At 62.7% G+C, this 18,722-nt stretch carries 19 protein-coding genes, 1 other RNA gene and 1 pseudogene; 7 read left to right on the top strand and 14 right to left on the bottom strand.

The genetic code is table 11. The features are described from left to right. Positions 1–15: 15 nt before the first annotated feature. Genes EB815_RS06875 through EB815_RS06865 form a run of 3 tightly spaced genes read left to right on the top strand, consistent with a single transcriptional unit; the run spans position 16 to position 1,314 of the window. Positions 16–408, top strand: a complete 393-nt coding sequence (locus EB815_RS06875) for a VOC family protein (protein ID WP_081295069.1) — start codon at positions 16–18, stop codon at positions 406–408. Positions 409–458: 50 nt separating this feature from the next. Next, positions 459–821 carry a hypothetical protein gene (locus tag EB815_RS06870; protein WP_056575343.1) on the top strand — a complete coding sequence of 121 codons (363 nt, stop codon included), beginning with the start codon at positions 459–461 and terminating at the stop codon, positions 819–821. A 25-nt stretch (positions 822–846) separates the two neighbouring features. Beyond that, a complete protein-coding gene (locus EB815_RS06865) occupies positions 847–1,314 on the top strand; it encodes an SRPBCC family protein (protein ID WP_056575340.1) in 468 nt (155 codons plus the stop codon). Between the two features lie 20 nt (positions 1,315–1,334). On the opposite strand, the gene EB815_RS06860 is transcribed toward EB815_RS06865, so the two are convergent. The 4 genes from EB815_RS06860 to ssrS all read right to left on the bottom strand — a co-directional run bounded on the left by EB815_RS06860 (position 1,335) and on the right by ssrS (position 3,906). Next, positions 1,335–2,102, bottom strand: a complete 768-nt coding sequence (locus EB815_RS06860) for a TerC family protein (protein ID WP_056575337.1) — start codon at positions 2,100–2,102, stop codon at positions 1,335–1,337. 70 nt (positions 2,103–2,172) lie between these two features. After that, entirely contained in the window at positions 2,173–2,997 is an 825-nt protein-coding gene (locus tag EB815_RS06855) for a TIGR00282 family metallophosphoesterase (protein ID WP_056575335.1), read from the bottom strand. Positions 2,998–3,067: 70 nt separating this feature from the next. Beyond that, on the bottom strand, positions 3,068–3,655 hold the full coding sequence (locus EB815_RS06850; RefSeq protein ID WP_056575331.1) for a 5-formyltetrahydrofolate cyclo-ligase: 588 nt from the start codon (positions 3,653–3,655) through the stop codon (positions 3,068–3,070). 95 nt (positions 3,656–3,750) lie between these two features. Then, positions 3,751–3,906: non-coding RNA, 6S RNA (ssrS, locus tag EB815_RS06845), on the bottom strand. A gap of 145 nt (positions 3,907–4,051) precedes the next feature. Between ssrS and EB815_RS06840 the strand changes: the two genes are divergently transcribed. From EB815_RS06840 to msrB, 4 genes are all read left to right on the top strand, one after another. Next, entirely contained in the window at positions 4,052–4,891 is an 840-nt protein-coding gene (locus tag EB815_RS06840; RefSeq protein WP_056575328.1) for an AAA family ATPase, read from the top strand. Between the two features lie 91 nt (positions 4,892–4,982). After that, complete coding sequence (locus tag EB815_RS06835; RefSeq protein ID WP_056575325.1) at positions 4,983–5,429, top strand: GNAT family N-acetyltransferase; 447 nt, start codon at positions 4,983–4,985, stop codon at positions 5,427–5,429. Positions 5,430–5,436: 7 nt separating this feature from the next. Continuing rightward, positions 5,437–6,627 carry a vWA domain-containing protein gene (locus EB815_RS06830; protein WP_056575322.1) on the top strand — a complete coding sequence of 397 codons (1,191 nt, stop codon included), beginning with the start codon at positions 5,437–5,439 and terminating at the stop codon, positions 6,625–6,627. 102 nt (positions 6,628–6,729) lie between these two features. After that, the gene (msrB, locus tag EB815_RS06825; RefSeq protein ID WP_056575320.1) at positions 6,730–7,134 is read left to right on the top strand and encodes a peptide-methionine (R)-S-oxide reductase MsrB; all 405 of its coding nucleotides are present in this window, start codon (positions 6,730–6,732) and stop codon (positions 7,132–7,134) included. 71 nt (positions 7,135–7,205) lie between these two features. Here the strand turns inward: msrB and EB815_RS06820 are convergent, their stop codons facing one another. The 10 genes and pseudogenes from EB815_RS06820 to EB815_RS06775 form a co-directional block, all read right to left on the bottom strand. Continuing rightward, the gene (locus tag EB815_RS06820) at positions 7,206–7,514 is read right to left on the bottom strand and encodes a hypothetical protein (RefSeq protein ID WP_056575317.1); all 309 of its coding nucleotides are present in this window, start codon (positions 7,512–7,514) and stop codon (positions 7,206–7,208) included. A gap of 7 nt (positions 7,515–7,521) precedes the next feature. Then, positions 7,522–7,960, bottom strand: a pseudogene (locus EB815_RS34115) (hypothetical protein). A gap of 146 nt (positions 7,961–8,106) precedes the next feature. Beyond that, positions 8,107–8,367 carry a DUF2312 domain-containing protein gene (locus EB815_RS06810; RefSeq protein ID WP_027053014.1) on the bottom strand — a complete coding sequence of 87 codons (261 nt, stop codon included), beginning with the start codon at positions 8,365–8,367 and terminating at the stop codon, positions 8,107–8,109. Between the two features lie 162 nt (positions 8,368–8,529). Further along, complete coding sequence (gene pyc, locus EB815_RS06805; RefSeq protein WP_056575314.1) at positions 8,530–11,988, bottom strand: pyruvate carboxylase; 3,459 nt, start codon at positions 11,986–11,988, stop codon at positions 8,530–8,532. A gap of 281 nt (positions 11,989–12,269) precedes the next feature. Beyond that, entirely contained in the window at positions 12,270–13,385 is a 1,116-nt protein-coding gene (locus tag EB815_RS06800; protein ID WP_056575311.1) for a branched-chain amino acid ABC transporter substrate-binding protein, read from the bottom strand. Positions 13,386–13,522: 137 nt separating this feature from the next. Next, positions 13,523–13,870, bottom strand: a complete 348-nt coding sequence (locus tag EB815_RS06795; protein WP_056575307.1) for a DUF6867 family protein — start codon at positions 13,868–13,870, stop codon at positions 13,523–13,525. 18 nt (positions 13,871–13,888) lie between these two features. Further along, positions 13,889–14,617, bottom strand: coding sequence for an ABC transporter ATP-binding protein (locus EB815_RS06790; protein WP_056575304.1), 729 nt, complete (start codon positions 14,615–14,617; stop codon positions 13,889–13,891). Then, complete coding sequence (locus tag EB815_RS06785) at positions 14,617–16,137, bottom strand: ATP-binding cassette domain-containing protein (protein WP_056575302.1); 1,521 nt, start codon at positions 16,135–16,137, stop codon at positions 14,617–14,619. Before EB815_RS06785 ends, EB815_RS06790 begins: the two co-directional genes overlap by 1 nt. After that, the gene (gene livM / locus EB815_RS06780) at positions 16,137–17,732 is read right to left on the bottom strand and encodes a high-affinity branched-chain amino acid ABC transporter permease LivM (RefSeq protein ID WP_056575299.1); all 1,596 of its coding nucleotides are present in this window, start codon (positions 17,730–17,732) and stop codon (positions 16,137–16,139) included. The genes EB815_RS06785 and livM overlap by 1 nt, the downstream gene beginning before the upstream one ends. A gap of 4 nt (positions 17,733–17,736) precedes the next feature. Next, positions 17,737–18,639, bottom strand: coding sequence for a branched-chain amino acid ABC transporter permease (locus EB815_RS06775; RefSeq protein WP_056575296.1), 903 nt, complete (start codon positions 18,637–18,639; stop codon positions 17,737–17,739). Between the last annotated feature and the right edge of the window lie 83 nt (positions 18,640–18,722).

Here is an 18,722-nt window from a genome sequence, read left to right as displayed (position 1 = left end):
AGAAGGAGGCCCGTGGTGATCAGAGTAACACCGTTCCTGATGTTCGAGGGCAAGGCCGAAGAGGCAATGACCCTCTATTGCGAGACCATTCCCGGCAGCAGCGTCGTTGACGTCACGCGCTATGGAGCCGGCGAGGACGGCCCGCAAGGAATGCTCAAACTGGCGCGCGTCTCCATCGCCGGCCTGGAGGTCACGGTCTACAACAGCCCCGTGCATCACGCCTTCACGTTCACGCCTTCGGTTTCGCTGTATGTGGATTGTTCCTCGGAGCAGGAATTGAACGCCATTGTCGAGGTCCTGGCAAAGGATGGCGGATTCCTTATGCCGCCGGACAATTACGGATTCAGCCGCCGGTTCGCCTGGCTGAACGACCGGTTCGGCGTCTCCTGGCAGATCAATCTGCCATAACCGCCTTAGGGCCGAGGGGACCGGCAGCACCTGAACACACGGAGCCAGCAATGACCCCAGGGATAACCGGCGGCATCAACATCGCCATGAAAGTGCCGCCTCATCAGTTCGAGGCAACGGTCGCCTTTTACCGCGACGTCATCGGCCTGAAGCCGTTCACCGCCAAGGCACCCGCCATCGGCTTCGAGCTCGGCCCCATCAGGCTGTGGATCGACGAGGCGCCGATGCTGAGCCAGGCCGAGGTGTGGCTGGAACTTTTCACCGACGATTTTGCCGCCGCCGCCGCGCACCTCGCCGGAGCCGGCGTCGTGCGTTGCGATGCCATCGAACCGTTGGGGGAGGCTTTCCGTGGTGGCTGGATCACCAATCCCGCCAACATTATTCACATGGTGCGTGAACCCGATGCCTGGTGAGCACCGAGCTTGAAAGGAAATCACCATGGACATTCATGACACGCCAACGGCCGAAGCAGGCATGCTGATCCGGCGACCGGTCGCCGAAGTCTTCGAGGCTATCGTCGATCCGGCCATCACCACCAAATTCTGGTTCACCCACGGCAGCGGCCGGCTGGACAGCAGCAAGGAGGTTCGCTGGGAATGGCGCATGTATGGCGTCTCGACGACAGTCCATGTCAGCGAGATCGTCCGGGACGAGAAAATCGTCATGACATGGAGCGACCCGCCGACCACGGTGGTCTGGACGTTCACCGCGATGCCTGACGAGGCGACCTTTCTGGAGGTCCATAACTTCGGTTTTGCCGGCACGGGCGACGAACAGGTGAAAGAAGCGATCGGCTCGACCGGCGGCTTCACACTGGTGCTGGCTGGCGCCAAGGCCTGGCTGGAGCAGGGCCTGACGCTGGGCCTGATCGGCGACCGTCATCCGAAGGGTGCGCCGGGACATTAGCCCGTCCCGGCGCGCCGGCCTCAATGCCCGTCGCCGGATTTCGCTTTCTTGCGCCGCCGTGCCAGCATGTTGAGCCCCTCGACCAGCGCCGAGAAACCCATCGCCGCGTAGATGTAGCCCTTCGGCACATGGTAGCCCATGCCATCGGCGATCAGCGTCATGCCGATCATCAACAGGAAGCCCAGCGCCAGCATGACGATGCTGGGGTTGCGGGCGATGAAATTGGCCAGCGGCCCCGCCGCCAGCATCATCACGGTGACGGCCACGATCACCGCGATGTACATGATGGCGATCTCGTCGGTCATGCCGACGGCGGTGATGATGGAATCGATCGAGAAGACCAGATCGAGCAGCAGGATCTGGAAGATGGCGCCGGCCAGCGAGATCTTGAGCGTCTCGCCCAGCATCGTGTCCTGATGGTCGTCCGGGTCGACGGTATGATGGATTTCCTTTGTCGCCTTCCACACCAGGAAAAGGCCGCCGGCGATCAGGATAAGGTCGCGCCAGGAGAAGCCATGGTCGAATGCGGTGAACACCGGCGTCGTCAGCTGGACGATGACCGAAATGGTGGCCAGCAGCACCAACCGCATGACCAGTGCCGCCGATATGCCGAGCCGGCGGGCGCGGGCCCGTTGCGCTTCCGGCAGCTTGTTGGTGAGGATCGAGATGAAGATCAGATTGTCGATGCCGAGCACGATCTCGAGCACCACCAAGGTCAGCAACGCGACCCAGGCCGTTGGATCGGATACAAAGTGAAAATGCGGCGCCAGGAACTCAATGAGCTGCATGGAGGTCGTCCCCTCTACGATCTAGAGCAGTGTCGCCGGCAGTTAGGTACTACAAACCTCTATATCAATGTCACGACCAGAAAGACGGAGCCGTTTCTTCAAGTCTTGGCCCGCGACGAAACGGCGCGATCTTTTCTGTCAGGCCCGTGCGGTCGGAAATAGTCACGCCGACACCGCACAATGTTGCAGGTCCAGTCGCAGCCTCGAAGCGGCCTTTCGGCACTTTCGACAGGAACCGGTTGAGCGGCTCCTCCTTGTCCATGCCGAGCGAGGAATCATAATCGCCGCACATGCCGGCGTCGGAAATGTAACCCGTGCCGCCGTTGAGGATCTGATGGTCGCCGGTCGGCTGGTGGGTATGGGTGCCGACGACGAGGCTGGCGCGGCCGTCGACGAAATGCGCGAAGCACATCTTCTCCGAGGTCGCTTCGGCGTGGAAGTCGATGACCACCGCATCGGCCTGCTCGCCGAGCGGACAGGCGGCAAGCTCGCGCTCGCCAGCCTGGAACGGATCGTCGAGCTCCGGATGCATGAACACCCGGCCCATGATGTTGGCGACCAAGACCCTGGCCCCGCTCCTGGCGATATAGACGCCGGATCCGCGCCCCGGCGTGCCCCTGGGAAAATTGGAGGGGCGCAGGAAGCGCTCTTCGCGCGGCGCGAAGGCGAGCGCGTCGCGCTGGTCCCAGACATGGTTGCCCGTGGTCACGACATCGGCGCCGGCCGCGATCGTCTCGCGAAAGATCTCCTCGGTGATGCCGAAACCGCCGGCGGCGTTCTCACCATTGACGATGACGAAGTCGAGTTTGAAATCCGAGATCAGGCCAGGCAGTTGTTCCCACACCGCCGTTCGTCCCGTTTTTCCAACCATGTCTCCGAGGAAGAGAAGTCTCATATGATCCCGCACCGAAAGTCAGCGAAGCAAAAGCTGCATGACGTCCGCGAAAAGATCATGCCTCCATTATCTACAATTTCGACGCGAAGCGGCGCAACCCGTTCTCTGTGAGTATTTCCGGGATGACGACGTCGTGAGGCTCATCCGGAACCTGCGGAACTTCCTGGCAGTCGAAGGCGATGCCGATCAGACGGGGCGTGTGCCCCTTGTCGACGAGCTTCGCGATGGCGCGGTCGTAGTAGCCGGCGCCATAGCCGATGCGGTGGCCGCGCGCATCGAACGCGGCGAGTGGCACAAGCATCACTTCGGGATCAAGCACCTCGGCCTCTTCATGGGGCCCAACCGTGCCGAAGCCCATGTCCACCATCGGCGCGCCGCGAACCAGCTCGCGAAAGACGATCGTGGTCTTGTCGAGAATGGCCGGCAGGCAAAGTCTCGCGCCCTTTTCGCGCAAGGCGAACATCAACGGCCTGACGTCGACTTCCGAACGCATCGGCCAGAAGCCGGATACGATCTGGCCGGGCTCGATAGCGAGATGATCGCGCGCCGTCTCGGCCATTTCGAGCGCTGCCTCGACCCGCCAGAATTCATCGAGCGCGTCGCGGCGTCCAAGCGCTTCGCGCCGCAGCTGTTTTTTCAGGTCTTTGAGAGATGTCATGCGCGGACGATAGAAAAGGCCGGATAGGGATGGCGTTTTAGGAGCGACGTTTTCTACCGCACCATCCACCGGAACGCATGGGCGCATGCGGGAAGTGACGATCCACGCAACCGGTGGAGAGAGCGATCCCGGGAACCTACAAAGTAGGTGGGCGCCGTGTGAGAAAACCCACGGGTCTTCCCAGGGACAGCTCCCTAAGGATCGTTAAGGCCCCGGGGAAAATGTTCTCCTGCCGGGAAGCGCAGACCGTCACACCCAATATAGGCCGATGGTCCCCTAAGCGCCAGAGAGCTGCCACTCTTTCCGTGCCGGGCTCGCGACGTCGCATCGCCGCCCCACTCTTGCGCAGGCCGAGCCGCCTCCTTACGGTCGCCCGGAATGAACGAAGGAGCAAAAATGCGTTTCGAAGGCACGGCGGCCTATGTCGCCGACAAGGACCTGATGGTGGCCGTCAACGCGGCGATCGCGCTGGAACGGCCCCTGCTGGTCAAGGGCGAGCCCGGCACCGGCAAGACCGAGCTTGCCCGCCAGGTGGCATCAGCCCTCGGCCTCGACCTCATCGAATGGCACGTCAAATCGACGACGCGGGCGCAGCAGGGTCTTTACGAGTACGACGCCGTGTCGCGGCTGCGCGACAGCCAGCTCGGCGATGCCAGGTTCAACGACATCAAGAACTACATCAAGCGCGGCAAGCTGTGGGAAGCGTTCGCGGCCGGCAAGAAGGTCGTGCTTTTGATCGACGAGATCGACAAGGCCGACATCGAATTCCCCAACGACCTTCTGCAGGAACTCGATCGCATGGAGTTCTTCGTCTACGAGACCGGCGAGACCATACGCGCCGCCGTCCGCCCCATCGTCATCATCACCTCCAACAACGAGAAGGAGCTGCCAGACGCCTTCCTGCGCCGCTGCTTCTTCCATTACATCCGCTTTCCCGACGTCGACACGCTGCACAGGATTGTCGACGTCCACTATCCGGGCATCAAGCAGAACCTGGTGCGGGCGGCCCTCACCCAGTTCTACGAGATCCGCGAGGTACCGGGGCTGAAGAAGAAGCCTTCGACCTCCGAGGCGCTCGACTGGATCCGCCTGCTGGTCGCCGACGACATCGCGCCCGAGGACTTGCGCGCCGACCCCAAGAACGCGCTGCCCAAACTGCATGGCGCGCTGCTGAAGAACGAACAGGACGTCCATCTGTTCGAGCGGCTGGCCTTCATGGCCAGAAGGCAGCAATAGGCAGGCCGCGACAGCGCTTTTCCCTGCTGTGGACCGTTGCTGCCGGCAGGACAGGAAGGCAGCTTCGGCCAGAACCCTTCGGAGGAATGAAATGTCTGAGATTATCGTCCGCCCGCTCGCGCAGTCCGACCACGCCGACTGGAAGCGCCTGTGGACCGACTACCTCACCTTCTACGAAACCAAGCTGCCGGAAGAGTTCTACGCCGTCACCTGGAAGCGGCTGTTCACGGCAGGCGAATTCGAGCCGAAGGGTTTTATCGCCACGCTCGACGGCAAGGCGGTCGGCCTCACCCACTATCTCTACCACCGCTCAGGCTGGTCGGAGAAAAACAACTGCTATCTGCAGGACCTGTTCGCCGACCCGGACGTGCGCGGCAAGGGCATCGGTGCGGCGCTTATCAAGGCGGTGAAGGACGCGGCGGAAAAAATCGGCGTCAAGAATGTCTACTGGATGACGCACGAAACCAACACCACCGCGCGCAAGCTCTATGACCATGTCGCGCGTCGCACCGGCTTCATCGAGTATGATCTGCTATAGATAGAAGATGTTCATCCCCTTCTTCCTCGAACTGAAGGCAGCGCGTGTTCCCGTCTCGCTGCGGGAATATCTGTCGCTGCTGGAAGGATTGGAAGCCGGGCTGGTCGACTATGACGTCGAGGGTTTTTATTACCTTGCCCGCGCCGCCCTGGTGAAGGACGAGCGCCATATCGACCGCTTCGACCAGGTGTTCGCGCATGTCTTCAAGGGCATCGAGGCGCTGGGCGGTCCGGATGCGGTCGACGTCGCCAATATTCCCGAGGAATGGCTGCGCCGACTCGCCGAAAAACACCTGACCGAAGAAGAGAAAAAGCTGGTCGAGGCGCTCGGCGGCTTCGAAAAGTTGATGGAGACCTTGAAGCAAAGGCTCGAGGAGCAGAAGGGCCGCCACCAGGGCGGCTCGAAATGGATCGGCACCGGCGGCACCTCACCTTTCGGCGCCTACGGCTATAATCCCGAAGGCGTGCGCATCGGCCAGCACGAAAGCCGCAACCGCCGTGCCGTGAAGGTGTGGGACAAGCGCGAGTTCCGGAATTTCGACGATGCCGTGGAACTCGGCACCCGCAACATCAAGATCGCGCTGAAGCGGCTGCGCCGCTGGGTGCGCGAGGGCGCCGAGGAGGAATTCGACCTGCCCGGCACCATCCACGCCACCGCCGAGCACGGCTATCTCGACGTGCAGACGCGGCCCGAGCGGCGCAATGCCGTGAAACTGCTGATGTTCTTCGATGTCGGCGGCTCGATGGACGACCATATCAAGAGCGTGGAGGAGCTGTTTTCGGCGGCACGAGCCGAATTCCGCCAGCTCGAATATTTCTATTTCCACAACTGCCTCTACGAAGGCGTGTGGAAGGACAACCGGCGCCGCCATGCCGAGGTGATTTCGACCTTGGACCTGCTCCACAAATACGGTCCGGACTACAAGGTGATCGTCGTCGGCGACGCCTCGATGAGCCCCTATGAAATCGCCCACCCGGGCGGTTCGGTCGAGCACTGGAACCCGGAGGCCGGAGCCGTCTGGCTCGGCCGCCTGCTGCAGCAATGGCCGAACGCGGTATGGCTCAATCCGGAGAACCAGAAGAACTGGGGCTACACCCATTCGATCGCGATGATCCGCGACATCTTCGGCGGCCGCATGTTCCCGCTGACGCTGGCCGGGCTTGAAGCCGCGACGAAGCAGCTTTCTCGGAAACATTGATCTTGTCGAAAGTCCGCCGCTGGGCGAACCTGTAACAAATGCCTATGTTGATGCGGATATGAGCTGCAACCAATAACGAGCCGCCAAGGCTGAGGAGATCAAATGGACACCCACACCTACCCTGTCACCCGCACCGATGCCGAATGGCGCGCCCGGTTGACGCCGGAGCAGTATGCGGTCATGCGCAACCACGGCACCGAGCGTCCCGGAAGCTGTGCCCTTCTCCACGAGAAGCGCGCCGGCACCTTCTTCTGCGTCGGATGCGACCAGCCGCTGTTCGAATCCAAGCTGAAGTTCGAAAGCGGCACCGGCTGGCCGAGTTTCAACGACCCGGTACCGGGTTCGATCGAGACCACGGTCGACCGCAGCTACGGCATGGTCCGCACCGAATGCCACTGTGCTCGCTGCGGCAGCCATCTCGGCCATGTCTTCGAGGACGGCCCGCCGCCGACCGGCCTGCGCTACTGCATCAACGGCGTGGCGCTGACCTTCGAGCCCGCGGCCTGAACGATATCCTGCAGCTTTCGGCAAGGGCGGCTTCGGCCGCCCTTTTCGTACGCGCTCAACTGACTATCGCCTCAGACGACAACCGTCGCGATCAGCCAGAGCGCCGAGCCCAGCATCATCAACAATGCCTTGGCGCCTGATGTCTCGGCCGTCCGCCAGACCGCGATGGTGAGAAAGATGTTGTAGGGCACCGGTGCGAAATGCACCGCCAGCACGAGGCCGAGCGGCATCTTCAGCCCCAGCAGGATCAGCGCTGCCGCGGACGATGAAATGCTGATCCCCGTCCCGACCATCAGCATGTCGCGCCAGAACAGCCGGTCGATCGGCACCTGGCCAAGCCAACGCGAGCGGAAGAAGGACCTGACGCCGTCCTGGGACACCGGCGCCCTACCCCTGCCCGAGCACTTCGGCGACGGCGCGCTCGACACGCGAGCATTCGGTCACCAGCCAGTCGGTCATCGCCGGCCAGTTATCCTCGGCAAAGCAATTGACCCGCCACATCGAATTGATGCCGAGGCCCTCGCAGCTTTGTTCCGGCCGGAGCTTCAGCCTGGCTTCGATCGCCGGTTGGAACGGCTTCAGCCGTGACCAGCTGTGCGTCGCGCCGAACTTCTCGTTGCGGCCGAAGAAGACGCCGACATGGTTCTGCGCCGGCGACATACATGGAAATGACCAGGGCGAAGTCGGGCAACCCGCGCTGCCAGAACCAGGGCCCGCGCCGTGCCAGCCGGGCTCTTTCTTCCGGATGCCGCTCAGCGAACAGCGTCCAGAAGCCGCGATGGCGGAATTCCGAGGCGCGGCGGCCGCCGAAGTCGAATTCGCTCATGGTTCAAACCAGATCTCCTGCAGGCGCATCGGGCTCCGGGCGGCCAAAGCAATTCCAGGAAACGTGTGAAACGGTTTCCCCTGGGAATTGCGTCGACAAAGAGATAGGCAGTTCGCCGTTTGCGTGAAACGGAGAACGCTCTGGTCCTACTCCATGCCGAGCGCGGCCATGTACAGATCGAGGATGGCGTCCTCTTCCTGGCGTTCGGCCTGGTCCTTCTTGCGCAGACGGATGATGGTGCGTATCGCCTTGGTGTCGAAGCCGGTGCCCTTGGCCTCGGCGAACACCTCTTTGATGTCGTCGGCGATCGTCTTCTTTTCTTCCTCGAGCCGCTCGATGCGCTCGATGAGGGCACGCAGCTGGCCGGCGGCAACAGTCTGGCTGGTCTCGGTGATATCGTCGGCCATGTTCTTCTCCAAGGATTGTTTCTGCGCCGCGACTCGCAAAGTTGCCGGCAGCGAATTTCAGCGGTTCGATGCCCGACCGGGGGCGGCGGGTCAAGCCGTTATCGAACAGCTCGCCAGGGCTGCCGACAGAAGCCGACAGCCTGCCCGCGCTTTCGCGAGCCTTCAGTTGAAGACGATCAGCAGATCCTTGGCATCGATCTGGTCGCCGGCCTTGACCAGCACCTCGGCGATGGTACCGTCGCGCTCGGCGTGCAGAGCCGTCTCCATCTTCATGGCTTCGATGGAGAGCAGCACGTCACCCGCCTTCACCGCCTGGCCGGTCGTGACGGAAAGGGCGGAGACCACGCCCGGCATCGGTGCGCCGACATGCGCCTCGTTGCCCGGCTCGGCCTTGCGGCGGGCCTTGGCGGCGGAAGCGCCATGCGCCCGGTCAGGCACCTTCACGCGACGCGGCTGGCCGTTGAGTTCGAAGAACACGGTGACCATGCCCTTCTCGTCGACATCGCCGATGGCGAGGCAACGCACGACCAGCGTCTTGCCTTTCTCGATGTCGATGAAGATCTCGTCTTCGGATTTCATGCCGTAGAAATAGGTCGGCGTCGGCAGGACGCTGACCGGGCCGTAGGTCTCTTGCGCGCCGGCAAAGTCGGTAAAGACCTTCGGATACATGAGCCACGAGGCGAACTCGTATTCCGACAGCTTGCGCTCCAGCTTCTCCTCGATTTCCTTGCGGCTGGCCTTGAGGTCGGCCGGCTTGAGCAGCGATCCGGGCCGCGCCGTGATCGGCTTGTCGCCCTTCAGCGCCTTCTTCTGCAGCGCCGCCGGCCAGCCCCCCGGCGACTGGCCGAGATCGCCGCGCAGCATCGAGACGACCGAGTCCGGGAAGGCGATATCCCTGGCCGGATTCTCGACATCGGCGACAGTCAGGTCCTGGCTCACCATCATCAGCGCCATGTCGCCGACGACCTTGGACGACGGCGTCACCTTGACGATGTCGCCGAACATCAGGTTGACGTCATGATAGGTCTGCGCCACCTCGTGCCAGCGTGTCTCCAGTCCGAGCGAACGCGCCTGTTCCTTGAGGTTGGTGAACTGTCCGCCCGGCATTTCGTGCAGGTAGACTTCCGAAGCCGGCCCTTTCAGGTCGCTTTCGAAGGCGGCATACTGGTTGCGCACCGCTTCCCAGTAGAACGAGATCTTGCGGATCCATTGCGGATCGAGGCCCGGGTCACGCTCGGTGCCCTTCAGCGCCTCGACGATCGACCCCAGGCAAGGCTGCGATGTGTTGCCGGAGAAGGCATCCATCGCCGCGTCGATGGCGTCGACGCCGCTCTCCACCGCCGCCAGCACGGTCGCCGCCGACAGGCCCGACGTGTCATGGGTATGGAAATGGATCGGCAGGTCGGTGGCCTCGCGCAGCGCCTTGAACAGCACGCGCGCCGCCGCCGGCTTCAGCAGTCCGGCCATGTCCTTGACAGCGATGATGTGGGCGCCGGCGGCCTGCAGTTCGCTCGCCAGCCCGACATAATATTTCAGGTCGTACTTGGCCCGCGCCGGGTCGAGAATGTCGCCGGTGTAGCACATCGCCGCTTCGATCAGCTTGCCCTCGGCGCCGACGGCGTCCATGGCGACGCGCATATTCTCGACCCAGTTCAGGCAATCGAAGACGCGGAACAGGTCGATACCGCCGCTCGCCGCCTGCTTGACGAAATGCTGCACGACATTGTCGGGATAGTTGGTGTAGCCGACACCGTTGGCGCCGCGCAGCAGCATCTGCAGCAAAAGGTTGGGGGCCGCCTCGCGCACCAGCGAGAGCCGCTCCCACGGATCCTCGGTGAGGAAGCGCATGGCGACGTCGAAGGTCGCACCGCCCCAGCATTCGAGCGACAGAAGCTGCGGCAGGGCGCGCGCATAGGTGCCGGCGATGCCGGCGATGTCGTGTGTGCGCACGCGCGTGGCCAGCAGCGACTGGTGGCCGTCACGCATCGTCGTGTCGGTGACCAGCACCTCTTTCTGTTCGCGCATCCAGGCGGCGAATTTCTCCGGCCCGAGCACGTCGAGCTTCTGCTTGCTACCAGCGGGCACATTGCCGTTGAGGTAAGGTACGACCGGTGCGGCCGCATCGGCCTTCGGCATCGGCCGGCCCCGCGTCTCGGGATGGCCATTGACGCTGACATCGGCCAGGTAGTTGAGCAGCTTGGTCGCGCGGTCCTGGCGCTTGACCTGCTGGAAAAGCTCCGGTGTCGTGTCGATGAACTTGGTCGTATAGGAATTGTCCGCGAAGCTCGGGTGGTTGATGATCGCTTCGAGGAAGGTGAGGTTGGTGGCGACGCCGCGGATGCGGAATTCGCGCAGCGCGCGGTTCATGCGGGCAATCGTCTCGGCCGGTGTTGGCGCCCACGCCGTCACCTTCTCCAGCAGCGGATCGTAGAAGCGGGTGATGACCGCGCCTGAATAGGCGGTGCCGCCATCGAGGCGGATGCCGAAGCCGGTGGCACCGCGATAGGCGGTGATGCGGCCATAGTCCGGAATGAAATTGTGCTCGGGATCCTCGGTGGTGATGCGGCACTGCAGGGCATGGCCATTCAGCCTGATGTCCCTCTGCGCCGGCACGCCCGATTGCGGTGTGCCGATGGCGAAGCCGTCGAGGATGTGTATCTGCGCCTTGACGATGTCGATGCCGGTCACCTGCTCGGTGACGGTATGCTCGACCTGGATGCGCGGATTGACCTCGATGAAATAGAATTTTCCGGTATCGGCATCCTGCAGGAACTCGACCGTGCCGGCACCGATATAGCTGGTTTCGCGCGCGATCTTCAGCGCATGGCCGCAAAGCTCCTCGCGCTGCAACATTTCGAGATAGGGAGCGGGCGCCCGTTCGACGACCTTCTGGTTGCGGCGCTGGATCGAGCAGTCGCGCTCGAACAGGTGCACGACATTGCCGTGCGTGTCGCCAAGCACCTGCACCTCGACATGGCGGGCGCGTTCGATCAGCTTTTCGAGATAGACCTCGTCCTTGCCGAAGGCGGCCTTGGCCTCGCGCTTGCCTTCCGTGACTTCGCGGGCGAGATCGGCCTCGGACCGGATGGCGCGCATGCCGCGTCCACCGCCGCCCCACGAGGCCTTCAGCATCACCGGATAGCCGATCTCCTTGGCCAGTTTCTTGACCGCCTCCATATCGTCCGGCAACGGATCCGTGGCTGGGATCACCGGCACGCCGACCTCGATGGCGAGGTTGCGCGCCGCGACCTTGTTGCCAAGGCGGCGCATCGTGTCCGGCTTCGGGCCGATGAAGGTGATGCCGGCTTGCGCGCAGGCTTCGGCGAATTCGGGGCTTTCGGACAGCAGCCCGTAGCCCGGGTGAATGGCATCGGCGCCTGAAAGCCTGGCGACGCGGATCACTTCCTCGATCGACAGATAACTCTCGATCGGCCCCATGTCCTTGTTGAGATGCGGGCCGCGCCCGACCTGGTAGCTTTCGTCGGCCTTGAAGCGGTGCAGCGAATATTTGTCTTCCTCGGCCCAGATCGCCACGGTTTTGAGGCCCAGTTCGTTGGCCGCGCGAAAGACGCGGATGGCGATTTCTGACCGGTTGGCGACGAGGATCTTCGTGATTGCCAAGGACTGGGCTCCAGTAGCGGAAGGGACGGGAAATCGGTGCAATGATTAGCGTGAAAATGCTGCAGTGCAAACAAAATCAATGCTGATTTAAACCGATTTAAATCAATTATCCGGCCAACACTCGCACGCCTTGGCCCGAACCGGCGGAACAAGGGCGACAATTCCAATCCTGGATGCGCTCTGGCCCGGCCAAGAAGAAGGTCATCGGCCGCTGCGGAGCGCCAAAGAAAATGCCCGGCGCAACGCGCCGGGCATCATGGATATCAGACTGCTGGAGCAGCTTATTTCGGGAACCAGGAATACTTTCCGTCGTCCTTCTTCTTCCACTCGTACATGATGTAGCCCGGCAGCTTCGGGTCGCCCTTGGCGTCATAGGCAAGATCGCCCAGAACGGTCGGGTACGGTCCGTTTTCATGCAGTGCCTTGGCAACAGCCTGCGGGTCGTTCGACTTGGCGTTGGTGGCAGCCTCGGCGATCGCCTGCACGGCGGCATAGGCGTAGAGCGTGTAGGCTTCAGGCTCGAAGCCCTGCGCACGGAACTTCTCGACGAGTTCCTTGTTGGCCGGGATCAGGCGCGGGTCGGGGCCGAACGTGTTGAGCGTGCCGGCGACGGCGTCGCCCGCGATCGCGGCAAGTTCGTCGGTGACGATGCCGTCACCCGACATCAGCGTGGCCTTGAGGCCCTGGTCCGCGGACTGGCGGATGATCAGGCCGGCTTCGGTGTGCAGGCCACCCCAGTAGATCAGGGTAACGCCGGCTTCCTTCATCTTGGCGATGAGCGCCGAGAAGTCCTTGTCGCCGACATTGACGCCTTCATACATCACTTCCTTGACGCCGGCGGCATTCATCGCCTTCTTGGTTTCGTCGGCGAGGCCCTGGCCGTAAGGCGTCTTGTCGTGCACGACGGCGACCTTGGCATCCTTGAAATTCGCGGCGATATAGGCGCCGGCGATGCCGCCCTGCTGGTCGTCGCGTCCGCAGGTACGGAACACGTTCCACAGGCCACGCTCGGTGAACTTCGGATTGGTCGCGGCCGGCGTGACTTCGACGATGTTGTTTTCAGCGTAGACTTCCGAGGCCGGGATCGAGACGCCCGAGTTGAAGTGGCCGACCACGAACTTGACGCCGTCGCCGACGAACTTGTTGGCGACCGAGATACCCTGCTTCGGATCGGAGACGTCGTCGCCGACTTCGAGCTTGATCTGCTCGCCATTGATGCCGCCCTTGGCATTGATTGCGGCGACGGCCGCTTCGGCGCCCTTCTGCAGCTGTGCGCCGAAGGCCGCGTTCGGACCGGTGATCGGACCGGCGACGCCGAACAGGACATCAGCCCACGCATTGCCGCTGAACGCGACCAGCGCGGTCAGGGCAACGGCGGACAAAAGTGACTTTTTCATTTAAACGCTCCCATTAACGGAGTGGGCGTGGATGAAGCTTTCATGCGATGCCCACCCTTATCGCAGAAAGCATAGTTTGCCGATTTTCAGGCACTTGTCACGCCGATTCATCCCTGACGCGGCGTTATTGATGAGCCTCAACCTTTCGGTTTCCAGCTCAAGATTGAGGCTCTTTCGTAGAGCCAATTATACTGTGTGACCATCTGGTTGGTTCGTGTGTATTGATAGCCGACGAAGCCCAGTATCATCAGTACGATGGTGTCGACGATATAGTAATGCAGCGAGAACATCGTGCCGTTGAACAGCGCATGGTGGATGAAGCGGATGCCGATGCCGAGCCCGAGCACATAAGCGAACAGCTGGATGAAGCTGCGCCATGTCTGGGCGCTGGCCTTGCCGGTCATCCAGGCTGCCCAGCCGCCGAGCAGGCAGGTGACGAAGAAGAACTGCCAGATCGACGGTTCCTCATAGAGAATGCCTTGCATGGTGAGGACTCCTGAAACTCAGTGATGTCCGCCTTCGAGATAGGCGGCGCGCACTTCCGGATTGGCGAGCAGTTCCTTGCCTGTGCCGCTCATCGTCACATTGCCGTTGACCATGACATAGCCGCGCGTGGCGAGCTTCAGCGCGCCGAAGGCGTTCTGCTCGACGAGGAACACGGTCAGCCCTTGGGTGCGGTTCAATTCGCGGATGGCATCGAATATCTGCTTGACGATCAGCGGCGCCAGCCCCAGCGACGGCTCGTCGAGCAGAAGCAGTTTCGGCCGCGCCATCAGCGCGCGTCCGATCGACAGCATTTGCTGCTCGCCGCCCGACAGCGTGCCGCCGCGCTGGGCGATGCGCTCCTTCAGCCGCGGGAACAACGTGAACACCTTCTCGACGTCCTCGTCATAGTGCTTGAGGTTGTCGAGGCTGGCGCCCATTTGCAGGTTTTCCATCACCGTCATGCGCGGGAAGATGCGCCGGCCTTCGGGTGATTGCGCGATGCGCATGCGCGCGATTTCGTGCGTCGGCATCTGGGTGATGTCCGTGCCGGCGAAGGTGATGGTGCCCGTGCGGGCGCGCGGAGCCCCAAAGATGGTCATCATCAGCGTCGACTTGCCGGCGCCGTTGGCGCCGATCAGCGCCACGATCTCGCCCTCATTGACGGAGACATCGACGCCGTTCAGCGCCCGGATGTTGCCGTAGTAGGTCTCAACGCCCTTGATATCGAGCAGCCTTGTCCCGGCCATTATTTGCCCCCTCCACGCTTGCTCGACACAGGTTTGGCCGCCGCCTTCCCCGAAGCCGCATTTGCGGTCTTCGAAGCCGCACTGGCACTCTTTGCCGAAGCATGGCTGGTCGCCACCTTGCCCGCGTCGACACGGCGCGAGAATTCCGTATCCTTGCCCTGACCGAGCAGCTTGGCCTGCTTGACCCACTCCTCGCGCGCTATGCGCCCGTCGAAGGCGAGATAGGCTTCGGCCGCCTCGACATCGGCCTTCTTCCAGGCGCCGATCTGGTCGAAGTGGAAGATGCCGTGTTCGTTGAGCTTCTTCTCGTTGACCGTGCCGATGCCCTTGATGCGGGTCAGATTGTCCGCCTTGCCGCCGCGAGGGGCGGCAAGGCGGTTCGAAATGCCTTCAGCCTTTGCCGCGGGCGCCTTGGCGGCGGTTTTCTTCGGTGCGGCCTTCGTCGCTCCGGCCTTCGCGGCCGGCCTTGATGGTGTCCCGACCGGTTTGCTCGCCACGGTGGCCGCGCGGGCATCGACCTGCGCCGCCTTCGAGGCGCCCTTCGACACAGTGACGCGCTCGCCGTCGCTGTGTCCGACGGTGTCGGTCACCGGTCCTGCCAGGTAGGACGACGATGTCCCCGGGCCATGCGCGGCATCCGGTCCAATGTCGAGCTGCTCGATGACGTCCTCGTCGCCGACCTCGGTCAGCACGGTCTCGACCTCCTCGTCGTCAACGCCGAGATAGGCGGCGATGACGCGCGGGTCGGTGCGCACCGACTGCGGATTGCCGTCGGAGATCTTGCGGCCGTATTCAAGCACCACGACGTGGTCGGAAATCTGCATGACCACCGACATGTCGTGCTCGATCAGGAGGATCGAGGTGCCGGTCGTATGCTTGATGTCCATCAGGAGTTCATTGAGTGCAGCCGATTCCTTCGGATTGAGGCCGGCCGCCGGCTCGTCGAGGCACAGAAGCTCGGGCCCGGTGCACATGGCACGCGCGATTTCGAGACGCCGCTGCGCGCCATATGGCAGGTCGCCGGCCGGATCGTCGGCCCGGTCGACGAGATCGGCCTTCTCGAGCCAGTGCCTGGCCAGGTCCACCGATTCGGCCGAGGCCTTGCGGTAGCCGCTGAAGCCGAACAGGCCCAGAATGGTATAGCCCGATGCCTTCATCAGCTTGTTGTGCTGGGCGACCAGAAGGTTCTCCAGCAGCGTCATGCCCGAGAACAGGCGGATGTTCTGGAAGGTACGCGCCACCTTGGCGCGCGCCGGGATCTCATGGTTGGGCAAACGTTCGAGCAAATAGCTCGAACCGTCGGCACGGTTGAGCGTGATCATGCCTTCCGACGGCTTGTAGAAGCCGGTGATGCAGTTGAACACGGTGGTCTTGCCGGCGCCGTTGGGGCCGATCAGCGCCGTGATCTCGCCGCGCCTGGCGGTGAAGGACAGGTCGCCGATGGCGACCAGGCCGCCGAACTTCATCGACAGATGATCGACCTGCAGGATGGCTTCTTTCATTTGCGTGGTCGCATTCATCAGCCGTGGCCCTCCTTGGTGAAGGAGCTTGAGACAGCTCTTCGTTCCTTGAGGAAGGCGGTTGGTTCACGACTGCCGACGAAGCCGCGCGGCTTCCACAGCATGACGATGACCATGGCCATGCCGAACAGAAGCATGCGGTAGAGTTCCGGGGTGAAATCAGGCCCGAAGACCTGCTTGAGGAAGTCGAGTTCGCGCAGCGCCTCGGTGCCGCCGATCATCACCATCGCGGCGACCGCGATGCCGACCAGCGACCCCATGCCGCCGAGCACGACGATGGCCAGGATGATTGCCGATTCCAGGAAGACGAAGGATTCGGGGCTGACGAAACCTTGCCGCGCGGCGAAGAACGAGCCGGCGAACCCGCCGAACATGGCGCCGGTGGCAAACGCCGTCAGCTTGGTCGTCGTCGTGTTGATGCCGAGCGAGCGGCAGGCGATCTCGTCCTCGCGCAGCGCTTCCCAGGCACGGCCGACAGGCATGCGCCGCAGCCGGATCGTGACGAAGGCGGTGAGCAGCGCCAGCGCCAGGATGAGGTAGTAGAGAAAAATCTTGTAGTAGGCGCTCGAGGTCGCGAGGTGCAGAACCTTGGCGATGTAGTTGGGGTCCGAAACGTTGAAGGTCATCAGGCCGAAGAAGGTGACTTTCGGAATGCCGGAGATGCCGGCCGAGCCGTTGGTGACGTCGCGCCAGTTGATCAGCACCAGGCGGATGATCTCACCGAAGGCCAGCGTCACGATCGCCAGGTAGTCGCCGCGCAGGCGCAGCACCGGGAACCCGAGCAATACCCCCCACAGCGCCGCCATGGCGCCCGCGGCCGGCAGCAGAATCCAGAACGACAGGCCGAAATGCGTGGCGAGCAGCGCATAGGCATAGGCGCCGACCGCGTAGAAGGCGACGTAGCCGAGGTCGAGCAGGCCGGCGAGGCCGACGACGATGTTCAGTCCCCAGGCCAGCATCACATAGATCAGGATCTGGATGCCGAAATTGTCGACCCATTTCAGTGAGCCCTGCAGCCCGGTGGCGACAGACCACGACATAAGCGACAGCACGGCGACGACAAGAATCGGATAGAGCACCAGCGCGGCAATGCCGAGCTTGGTGAAGTTGGCATGGATGAAGCCACGGAAGTAGTAGATCACGCAGGCCAGCGCATAGATGACCGCCAGGGCGCGCAGGAATTGCAGGTAGCCCGCTGGTTCCGCTCCCACCCATCCGGCGAGCGAGCTGTTGAACACGAACAACAGCACCGCCGCGACGATGGCCCCGATGAAGGCCGGCAGCGTGAAGAAACGCGACGCCACGCTGGCCGGCAACAGGCCGGTGGCTACGTTGGCGATCTTCTGGTTGGCCATGAAGGGTTGGCCATAGGCGACATATAGGAAGCGTCCGACCGCGGTCGCGATGACCACGGCGGCGAGCAGGCCCCAGCGCTGCACTACGACCAGTTCGTTGGACATGTTCTGGTCGGTTCTGAGTCCGATGAACAGCACGAACAGGCCAAGCGCGATGGCGCCGGCATAGAAGGCCTCGCGCAATGCGCGCGGCACGGGGTTGGCGACGGTGTCGCGGTCGGGAGAAACGGTCACGGCCATGGTCTCAGACCTTTTCGACTTCTGGCCGGCCCAATATGCCGGAAGGCAGGAAGATCAGCACGATGGCCAGGATCGAGAACGCCGCCACGTCCTTGTAGTCGATCGAGAAATAGGCCGACCACATGCTCTCGATGAAGCCGATCAGCAACCCGCCGAGCACGGCACCGGGAAGCGAGCCGATGCCGCCAAGCACCGCCGCGGTGAATGCCTTCACCCCCGGGACGAAGCCGTCGGAGAAGGCGATGACGCCGTAATACATCAGGAACAGCGTGCCGGCGACGGCGGCAAGGGCCGCGCCCATGATGAAGGTGATCGAGATCGTGCGGTCGACGTCGATGCCGAGCAGCGCGGCCATCTTGCGGTCCTGCTCGCAGGCGCGCTGGGCGCGCCCGAGCGAGGTCCTGTTGACCAGGTACCAGAACAGCACCAGAAGCAGCGCCGTGACGACGACGATGATGATCTGCTTGAGCGACACGCTGACGCCGTTGATGTTGTAGACCTGGCTGACCATCGGCGGGATCGGCTTGTTGCGCGGGCCTTGCGTGACCTGGACGAAGTTTGACAGGGCGATCGACATGCCGATGGCGGTGATCAGCGGCGCCAGCCGGAACGAACCGCGCAGCGGCCGGTAGGCCACCTTCTCGATCGTCCAGTTATAGAGGCTGGTGAGCAGCATCGCCACGATCATCATGACCAGCAGCGCGACGACCACGGGCACTGAATAAAACAGCGCGCCGAGGATGAGGAAGACGATCAGCGCCGTGAAGGCGCCCACCATGAAAATGTCGCCATGGGCGAAATTGATCATGCCGATGATGCCGTAGACCATCGTGTAGCCGATCGCGATCAGCCCATAGATCGATCCCAGCGTCAGCCCGTTGATAAGCTGCTGGACAAAGTACTGCATGTGTACATGGCTCCCCTGGAATGTCGCCCATGCAGACGCATTCCTTTTGGTATTTCCCCTAGTCGTAAAGTTTCGAGCCCGGA

The sequence above is a fragment of the Mesorhizobium loti genome (assembly GCF_013170705.1).
Lineage (GTDB): Bacteria > Pseudomonadota > Alphaproteobacteria > Rhizobiales > Rhizobiaceae > Mesorhizobium > Mesorhizobium loti_D.
Note: the sequence above shows the minus strand (reverse complement) of the source record. Positions and strands in the feature narration are given on the sequence as shown.

Coding starts and splice junctions, on each gene's coding strand:
- EB815_RS06850 (WP_056575331.1), bottom strand. CDS start 3,655: ATGACATCTCTCAAAGACCTGAAAAAACAGCTGCGGCGCGAAGCGCTT.
- EB815_RS06865 (WP_056575340.1), top strand. CDS start 847: ATGGACATTCATGACACGCCAACGGCCGAAGCAGGCATGCTGATCCGG.
- EB815_RS06835 (WP_056575325.1), top strand. CDS start 4,983: ATGTCTGAGATTATCGTCCGCCCGCTCGCGCAGTCCGACCACGCCGAC.
- EB815_RS06860 (WP_056575337.1), bottom strand. CDS start 2,102: ATGCAGCTCATTGAGTTCCTGGCGCCGCATTTTCACTTTGTATCCGAT.
- EB815_RS06795 (WP_056575307.1), bottom strand. CDS start 13,870: ATGCAAGGCATTCTCTATGAGGAACCGTCGATCTGGCAGTTCTTCTTC.
- EB815_RS06785 (WP_056575302.1), bottom strand. CDS start 16,137: ATGAATGCGACCACGCAAATGAAAGAAGCCATCCTGCAGGTCGATCAT.
- EB815_RS06855 (WP_056575335.1), bottom strand. CDS start 2,997: ATGAGACTTCTCTTCCTCGGAGACATGGTTGGAAAAACGGGACGAACG.
- EB815_RS06810 (WP_027053014.1), bottom strand. CDS start 8,367: ATGGCCGACGATATCACCGAGACCAGCCAGACTGTTGCCGCCGGCCAG.
- EB815_RS06830 (WP_056575322.1), top strand. CDS start 5,437: ATGTTCATCCCCTTCTTCCTCGAACTGAAGGCAGCGCGTGTTCCCGTC.
- EB815_RS06790 (WP_056575304.1), bottom strand. CDS start 14,617: ATGGCCGGGACAAGGCTGCTCGATATCAAGGGCGTTGAGACCTACTAC.
- EB815_RS06870 (WP_056575343.1), top strand. CDS start 459: ATGACCCCAGGGATAACCGGCGGCATCAACATCGCCATGAAAGTGCCG.
- EB815_RS06800 (WP_056575311.1), bottom strand. CDS start 13,385: ATGAAAAAGTCACTTTTGTCCGCCGTTGCCCTGACCGCGCTGGTCGCG.
- livM (WP_056575299.1), bottom strand. CDS start 17,732: ATGGCCGTGACCGTTTCTCCCGACCGCGACACCGTCGCCAACCCCGTG.
- msrB (WP_056575320.1), top strand. CDS start 6,730: ATGGACACCCACACCTACCCTGTCACCCGCACCGATGCCGAATGGCGC.
- EB815_RS06775 (WP_056575296.1), bottom strand. CDS start 18,639: ATGCAGTACTTTGTCCAGCAGCTTATCAACGGGCTGACGCTGGGATCG.
- EB815_RS06840 (WP_056575328.1), top strand. CDS start 4,052: ATGCGTTTCGAAGGCACGGCGGCCTATGTCGCCGACAAGGACCTGATG.